4 protein-coding genes and 6 pseudogenes are annotated in these 7,541 nt (G+C 61.8%); 8 read left to right on the top strand and 2 right to left on the bottom strand.

The window, feature by feature from the left end:
- Nucleotides 1–1,385: 1,385 nt before the first annotated feature.
- Together I6F36_RS38090 and istA are read left to right on the top strand one after the other, a co-directional pair.
- Entirely contained in the window at nucleotides 1,386–1,712 is a 327-nt protein-coding gene (locus I6F36_RS38090) for a hypothetical protein (protein WP_225143848.1), read from the top strand.
- A 94-nt stretch (nucleotides 1,713–1,806) separates the two neighbouring features.
- Nucleotides 1,807–2,736, top strand: a pseudogene (istA, locus tag I6F36_RS38085) (IS21 family transposase); the annotation flags it as partial.
- On the opposite strand, the pseudogene I6F36_RS38080 reads toward istA, so the two are convergent.
- Nucleotides 2,706–2,837: pseudogene (locus I6F36_RS38080) on the bottom strand (ATP-binding protein); the annotation flags it as partial. The pseudogenes istA and I6F36_RS38080 overlap by 31 nt on opposite strands.
- Between I6F36_RS38080 and I6F36_RS39965 the strand changes: the two are divergent.
- Nucleotides 2,781–2,903 carry a hypothetical protein gene (locus I6F36_RS39965; RefSeq protein WP_346656712.1) on the top strand — a complete coding sequence of 41 codons (123 nt, stop codon included), beginning with the start codon at nucleotides 2,781–2,783 and terminating at the stop codon, nucleotides 2,901–2,903. The pseudogene I6F36_RS38080 and the gene I6F36_RS39965 overlap by 57 nt on opposite strands.
- On the opposite strand, the pseudogene I6F36_RS38075 reads toward I6F36_RS39965, so the two are convergent.
- A pseudogene (locus tag I6F36_RS38075) lies at nucleotides 2,900–3,601 on the bottom strand (IS21 family transposase); the annotation flags it as partial. The gene I6F36_RS39965 and the pseudogene I6F36_RS38075 overlap by 4 nt on opposite strands.
- Here I6F36_RS38075 and istB point away from each other — a divergent pair.
- The 5 genes and pseudogenes from istB to I6F36_RS38045 form a co-directional block, all read left to right on the top strand.
- Nucleotides 3,509–4,096: pseudogene (gene istB / locus I6F36_RS38070) on the top strand (IS21-like element helper ATPase IstB); the annotation flags it as partial. The pseudogenes I6F36_RS38075 and istB sit on opposite strands and share 93 nt — an antisense overlap.
- Nucleotides 4,097–4,209: 113 nt before the next feature.
- Nucleotides 4,210–4,632 carry a tyrosine-type recombinase/integrase gene (locus tag I6F36_RS38065; protein ID WP_225143844.1) on the top strand — a complete coding sequence of 141 codons (423 nt, stop codon included), beginning with the start codon at nucleotides 4,210–4,212 and terminating at the stop codon, nucleotides 4,630–4,632.
- A gap of 711 nt (nucleotides 4,633–5,343) precedes the next feature.
- On the top strand, nucleotides 5,344–5,520 hold the full coding sequence (locus tag I6F36_RS38055; protein WP_225143841.1) for a hypothetical protein: 177 nt from the start codon (nucleotides 5,344–5,346) through the stop codon (nucleotides 5,518–5,520).
- 156 nt (nucleotides 5,521–5,676) lie between these two features.
- Nucleotides 5,677–6,253: pseudogene (locus I6F36_RS38050) on the top strand (hypothetical protein).
- A 721-nt stretch (nucleotides 6,254–6,974) separates the two neighbouring features.
- A pseudogene (locus tag I6F36_RS38045) lies at nucleotides 6,975–7,497 on the top strand (transposase); the annotation flags it as partial.
- Nucleotides 7,498–7,541 lie beyond the last annotated feature (44 nt).

Below are 7,541 nucleotides of genomic sequence, written 5' to 3'. Positions count from 1 at the left end.
GCGTGACTTTCGGTATTCGTTTCAATAAACAGCGCTCGAAGTACAGAGCCGTCGAGGTCAGGCTGATCGATTGAAATATCGCGCATCCTGCTGCAGGCGTGCGCGTTACATAACATCCATAGCGCAAAAGCAACAATGGATCATGCATGAGTTCATTTGCGGGAATCAGACACCTATCATGGACGTTTACGACGCTCGCGCTCGGAAGCGCGACGCTAAGCTAATCGATAGGAATTGTCTTCATTGTCAATGCCGAGCAGACAGCCAAGCTCGCCCGTGCATATCCGCTTAAGCGATCCCGATTGAAACAGGAGGTCGGTGGAATGCGACCGAAAGTGTCAAGGTGGCCGCTGCCTAAGGTCGCAAGGTTGACAACCAGGTCAAAAAGATCAATTAAATCAAAGCCTGTTTTTGATCTTGGCGCTCCCTAGGGCCTGTTTCAACCTTGAGAGAGCATTGGTGTCAACGCTCGTTACAAGTTGAGTTCGATCGACCGGCGGATCCGAGACGATGCCGTGCGAGTCGGTTCATTTTCATTCACACCGACCGCAACCCACAGGCCGGACTAGCGGCATCTGGACAACGTGCTAGGCACGAGAATTTCGGTCGCGCTCAAGCGAGCGCAATGCACTAAATTAGCGCTCTCGTGGTAGCTATCTGGTAGCTACAACAAATCCGCAACCTTCGATGATTTCTGTAAGCATTTGACTTTGTTGGTACAGTTGGGTGGGCTCGAACCCCCATGCTCAGGCATGCAAAACCGCCGCCGACTTCCCCGGTACGGTATGTCTAAAAAGCCTTGCACCACGGCCATCCGCGCCACTACGTCCGAAAGAAAGGCATACCGCGCGCCACCCTGCCCGGGCTGCCCTGGTCGGAAGAGTTTATGCGGGCCTACGCAACCGCCCTGGAGGAGGGCAGGAAGGCCGGACAGGCAACGAGCGCGCCTGAAAGCTGGCAAGCGGCGCACGCCCGTCAAAACCGTTCCCGCTGGCAGTATGGCGGCCCTTATCCGGCATTACAAAAAGATCCAAGTTCCCCGAGTTGGGCCAAGTCACTCAGGACAACTACACCCGCCTATTTGCCCGGCTCGAAGAGGCCGCTGGAAGCCTGCCCGTCGCCAAGATCACCGAGGAGGACATTCAAGCGCATGGTCGACGAACGGGCTGCTGAAGGCGGCATAGAGGCCGGGAACAGTACGCGGCGAATCTTCCGGCTGCTCATGGCGTTCGCCAAGGACCACAAGTACCGAAAGGACAATCCGGCCAAGGACATCAAAAAGAAGCGTCGACCGAAAGGCGCGAAGAAAGGTTGGGACACGCTATCGGAAACCAACATAGCCGAGTTTCGAGCGGTGGCCCCTCGGCACTCGGCAACATCTCGCTATGACCGTACTGCCCTACACCGGCCAACGGCGCGGCGATGCGGTCAGGCTCGGGCCTCACAGCGTGGTCGGCGGCAAGTTCGATCTCGATAACCTGAACGACAGCAGCATCGAAGTCCGACAAAACAAGACCGGCAAAGAGCTGGAAATCCCACTAGCTGCACAACTCGCCGCGCTCAAGGCCTGCAAGATCGCAACCGATGCGCCAGCATTCATCCTTGCGGATTCCGCTCGATGTCGCCCAGCATTCCGAGATGATCTCGCCCACCATTCCGATTTGAAGTCGCCCACCCATTCCGAGATGATGTCGCCCACCGTTCCGGGATGATGTCGCCCGGGTGACGAGGCCTCTTCTGGCTTCCATAGGGTCCCCCTTTCGGCTTTGCGAAGGGGGACCCTGGATGCCGACGGAGAGGCTTGCGATGCGCCGTGTGCGCGATGTGATCAGGATGAAGGCGGCTGGGCTGCCGAGCCGCGAGATTGCGCGGCGGGTGGGCGCGGCGCCCTCGACAGTGCGGCTGACCATCCGGCGGTTCGAGGCCGCAGGCCTGAGCTGGCCGTTGCCCGACGAACTCACGGACGCGGCCCTGGAGGTCCGTCTGTTCGCCAAGACCGGCAACGGCAACCGGCAGGGTCACCGCCGCATCGCCGAGCCCGACTGGGCCGCGGTGCACCGCGAGCTCAAGCGCAAGCACGTGACGCTGTCAATCCTGTGGGAGGAGTACATCGGCGCCGAGCCCGGCGGATACCGGTACTCGCGCTTCTGCGAGCTTTACCGCGCCTGGGAGGGACGCCTGTCGGTGACGATGCGCCAGGCGCACGCGGCCGGCGACAAGCTGTTCGTCGACTACGCGGGCGACGGCGTGCCGGTGGTGGTCGACCGCCTCACCGGCGAGCGGAGGACGGCGCAGATCTTCGTCGCCGTGCTCGGCGCCTCGAGCTTCACCTCCGCGCAGGCGACGTGGACGCAGGGGCTCGCCGACTGGATCAGTGCCCATGTTGGCGCCTTCGCGGCGATCGGTGGCGTCCCGGCGCTGCTGGTGCCCGACAACACCAAGGTCGCGGTCATCAAGGCGAGCCTGTACGACCCGCAAATCAATCGCACCTATGCGGAGATGGCGGCGCATTACGGCACCGCCATCTTGCCGGCGCGGCCGCGCAAGCCGCGCGACAAGGCCAAGGTCGAGCAAGCCGTCCTCATTATCGAGCGCTGGCTGCTCGGCCGCCTGCGCCACCGCGTCTTCTACAGCCTCGCCGAGGTCAACGCGGCGATCGGCGAGTTGCTCACAAGGCTCAACGAGGAGCGGCCGATCCGGCGGCTCGGCGTGACGCGCCGCCGGCTGCTCGAGGAGCGCAGCGAGGCTTCGCGTTCGAGCAGCAGCGCGAGCCATTCGGCGTGACCGAGGCTATTCGCCTCGCCGGTGGCTTCGATGTCGGCGAAGGCCTCGGCCATGCCGTGGAGGCCGAGGGCGTTGAGGCGGTCGAGGGTCGGATGGGTGAGCAAGGGATGGTCTCCTAATTGTAGTAGCGCGGTCCGCGGATGTTGGCATGCAGGATCGGCGCATCGTCCGCGGAGCGCTGATGAGCGGGACGCCGATCGAGATTGTTGGCGAGGATCGACTTGACCGAGCCATAGGTGCGCGCACCGATGTCGATCGCCCGCGCAGCCGCGGCGTCCAGCCGTTCGCGCCCGTAGGAGGCGGCGAGCCTGAGGATGCCGAGGCAGGCGCGGAAGCCTTGCTCGGGGTGCGAGCGCTCGTCGAGAATGAGGTCGCACAATGCGCTGGTTGCCGGCCCGATCGCGGCGGCGTCCTGGCGGATACGCGCGATAGTCCAGCCGGCATAGCGCCGATGGCTGGAGGCCATGTGCTCCGGCACGGTGGTGTGTTTGTGATTGCCGCTCATGCGCTGATGCGCGGCGATCCGCTCGCCCTTGTGGAAGATCTCGACGGTGCGGGCGGTGAACCGCACCTCGACCTCAGCGCGGGCGAAGCGATGCGGAACGCTGTAATAATGCTTCTCCACCTCGACGTGGTAATCGAGGCTGACGCGGCGGATCCGCCACTCGGCGAGCAGGTAGGGGCTCGCCGGCAACGGCTTGAGCGCCGGCCGGTCGACCTCCACGACAAGCGGCTCGCCACCCGCCTGCGCTACGCCAAGCTGCGTCAGCAGGCGTGCGTCGAGGACATTGACTACCGCACCCCGCGCGGCCTCGACCGCCCACTGTTCGCCAAGCTTGTCGAGGGACGCTGGATCGACGACCATGCGAACCTGCTGATCTGCGGCCCGGCCGGCGTCGGCAAGAGCTGGCTCGCCTCGGCGCTCGGCCACAAGGCCTGCCGTGACAATCGCTCCGTGCTCTATCAACGTGTTCCGCGGCTGTTCGATGACCTCGCTCTCGCGCGCGGCGACGGCCGCCATCCACGCCTATTGCGCGGCCTCGGCCCTGTCGATCTGCTGATCCTCTATGATTGGGGGCTCGAGCCGCTCGATGCCGGCGCCCGTCACGACCTCCTAGAAATCCTCGAAGATCGCTACGGTCACCGTTCCACCATCGTCACCAGCCAGCTCCCCATGGACCAATGGCATGTGCTCATTGGAGATCCCACCTATGCCGACGCCGTGCTCGATCGCCTCGTCCACAATGCCCATCGGCTCGACCTCACCGGCGAGAGCCTGCGCCGAACTCGGCAATCCGCCCGAAAGGCCTGAGCCCGTAACGCTGTGGACATGCCGCTTCGCTTGGACAACGCCAGGCGTTGCCCACATGCCCACAGAACCGCAACAGAAACAGAAACGGAAGAAGTTCAAGCCGCGATTCCAGGTTGACCACGCGGCTCGCCAAATGCCAGAGAAACTACCGCCAGAACGCCTCGTCACCGGGCGAGATCAAATCGGAAAGGTGGGCGACATCGTCTCGGAATCCCCCGGCGACTTCATATCGGTACACCCGGGCGACTTCGTCGGAATCCGCATTCATCCTGACTGAACGCGGAAAGCCTTACAGCGACAAGTCGTTCACCGGCAAGTTTTCAGCCTGGGGCAAAGCGGCCGGGATCACGACGCAATGCAGCCCCCACACGTTGCGCTTCGCGGCAGCCCGTCGACTTGCCGAGCTGGGGTTGTCACTGAAGGTGATTGCCAGCATCAACGGCCACGACAGCTTGAAAGAGCTGGAACGATACACGAAGGCTGCGGAGCAAAGGCTGCTCGCCAAGCAGGCTATTGCTGCGTTAGGCTCACACTAGCCCACGGGTTCGCATCTTCCGCATCGCCCGAGAGAACTTCGAAGGCGCGGTCAATCAGTCGCATGTCCCACAAGACCATGCCGCCGCGCCTGATGGGCCTCGGCATCGTGCCGTCCTCAACCCACTTATCGAATGTGGACGGAGACACCCCGACGTAGAACGCCGCGTCTTCACGTCGCAATCCCCTGCGAGGGCGCGTGAACGCGGATTGATTGGGGCTTTCCGTTCTGACCATCGGCAGACCTTCAGGGGCGACAAGCATCAGCCCTGTAGTCGCACGGATTTTCGGAAGCTGTCTATTAAATAGCCTCAGCGTTTGCGTTCGCCGCACCGGAATTGTACGGGAGGCGAAAAGAATTGTCTGTGATATCTTTGGTTGCGGCTCATCCCGAGTCGCGAAACCGATAGGCACTCCAATGGCAAAAAATGAACGTACCGGCAAAGGCGTGGGGTCGATTGCTTCGAAAGGACTTCGGAGCCCCGGCGCGCTGACTAACAAGGAGATCAAAACCGTTTCGGCGTCCGCCCTCACTCAGCGACCGGATCACAAGGGGCCATCGAAGCCCACTCGGCGGAAGTAGGTTCTTCGGCATGGGTCGAGCGCGTGGCGGGCGGCCCGTAGCGGCAGGCGCGCGGCCCTCCACATCGACGCCTCGCTCGCTACATCAGGTATTGTCGCGCTTGTAGATCACCAATGGGAGAAAATGAATCATGGTCGACCTTCTTGGTCATCAGGACAGACTTGATCAAGCTCAACGTGCTATGGAGCGGCTTGCAGCCGCGAGTGAAAATACACAGGTGAAGGCTGACCTTCTCAGGGCTGCAAATGCGCTGGGGAAAGCCGAAGACCGTATCGCGGCGCTTGAGGCCATCGTTAGTCGGCTGTGAACAAGCCTGTAAGCGATTGAGCAGCGGTCTGTTTTTGGTGTTTTGACGGCGTTTGAGATTGCAGGGATTTGAGGCTTGATGGTCGCAAACCTTGCAATTCGTTTTGTGGATTCCTCTCCGCTGTGAACCGTGCTTGTGTGGTGCACCGGAGGGACGATGCGGCCGAAGAAGCACAAGACGACGGGATCGAACGATCTGTTCCGGGCACGGCTGGACCAGATCATCAACATGAAGCACGAGTTGGTTCTGCTTGCCGGCAAGATCGATTGGGACTGGATCGACAGCGAGATCGCCCCGCTCTACAGCGAGAACGGCAGGCCGGGGATCGAGACCCGCTTCATGATCGGGCTGCTGTTGCTCAAGCACATCCGAGACACTCACCGGCTGTGCGGTCGAGCGGGCCTATGTCGACAAGGGCTACCGCGGCCACGACGCGCAAAATCCCCGCCGCGTCTTCATCTCCGGCCAGAAGCGCGGTGTCTTCGGCGCCATCAAGCGTGAGCTGCGCCGCCGCTCCGCCATTGAGCCCATCATCGGACACCTCAAAGCCGAAGGACACCTCGGCCGGTGCTACCTCAAGGGCCGCGCCGGCGATGCCGCCAACGTCGTCCTCTCCGCCGTCGGACACAACCTCCGTCGCATCCTCGCCTGGTTCAGAGAACTTTTGCGCCTATTGTTGGTCTCGCTCTGGCGCTCGCTCAACTGTCTAGCTCAGCTCAATCCGGCTTCTTAACGGTCGACTCGTTAAAGTGCTGGTCAAGAAAGCTGACGTTTCATCGAAATGACTTTGGCTACCCTACAGGACATGAATTGCCGGAGAGCTGCCTAGTCGAACTCCTTCGCCGCTCACTCAGCCCTCACCCTCTAGAAGATCGCGTATGCGCGCAGCGATCCGCCGGGCATCCTTCGGCCTAAGATTGGGCTTCACGCTGTCGAGGATGCCTAACACTGCCCGAGCCTCCTCGGCATCAAATGTCGCAACTTGGCGATCTGCCAGGCTCAAAGGCTGATCGGCCGCCCGGGCCTGATTGGCTGCAAGCACCTCAAGCGCTTGTGCCGCTCGAATATATGCATCCTTTGGCCCCATGGTTGGGAGGTAGCGGCCACGTGGCTCGGCGCTCAATCTGAGAGAAGAAGAAACGCTGTCCCCACTCACGCGCGCCGCTAACTCCACCGCCAGCTTCGGGGAGGGAAGAAGGCTGGCGGTAGGATACATCCACCGCAAAAAGCCGTGGCACAACTACCAGAACTGGTTGCCGCATCACAGTCACGGTCGCCTGGCAATGGGGGCGCGACTCGGCGCCGAGAAGGATGCAAGGCACCTACTAGATGCGGTAATGGGCCCGGCTCCGGAGCAAGGGGTCATGATGGTGGCTGTCCCCCGATAGATGATGAAACGGGGTCACGACTTGAGGCCCCAAGCATCTGGAGACGGAGGACAGCCGTGGAGAAAGGCAGAATACGGAAGACTACACAAGGCTGTGCTGGCAATTGTGCGTGATGATGCAGTCTGCCGCCGGCTTATGACAGTACCAGGCGTTGGCCCCCTGGTGGCCATCACCTACAAATCGGCGATTGATGATCCTCATCGCATTGTAAAGTCAAAGGCAGCAGGCGCGCTGTTCGGGCTCACAGAAATATCAATCGGGAGAAAAGGACGTCACGGGCGGAATCACGCTGGCCGGCGATGAGACGGTGCGGACGGCCTTGTATGAAGCCGCCAACGTTCTGTTATCGCGCATCACGCGGTTCTCAAAACTCAAACACTGGGGGATGGACGTCGCCAAGCGGAGGGGCTCGAAGCGCGCAAAGGTCGCCTTGGCACGCAAGCTCGCAGTGATCCTGCATCGGATCTGGGTCGATGGCACGACTTACCGATGGGCCGAAGCGGGCTTGCCGCGCGGCAATCAGGGTGACAGTGGAGCGTCAATCAGGATGAGAGAGCTTCGCCGGGCTCGTGACGCAGGGAGGGCGTAGCCCGACCGGAGTTACGAGCCCGGCGTCGGCGCGATCCACAGGGG

The organism is Bradyrhizobium sp. BRP19 (assembly GCF_020194195.1).
Taxonomy (GTDB): Bacteria; Pseudomonadota; Alphaproteobacteria; order Rhizobiales; family Xanthobacteraceae; genus Bradyrhizobium; species Bradyrhizobium yuanmingense.
This window is presented reverse-complemented; position numbering and strand designations above follow the sequence as displayed.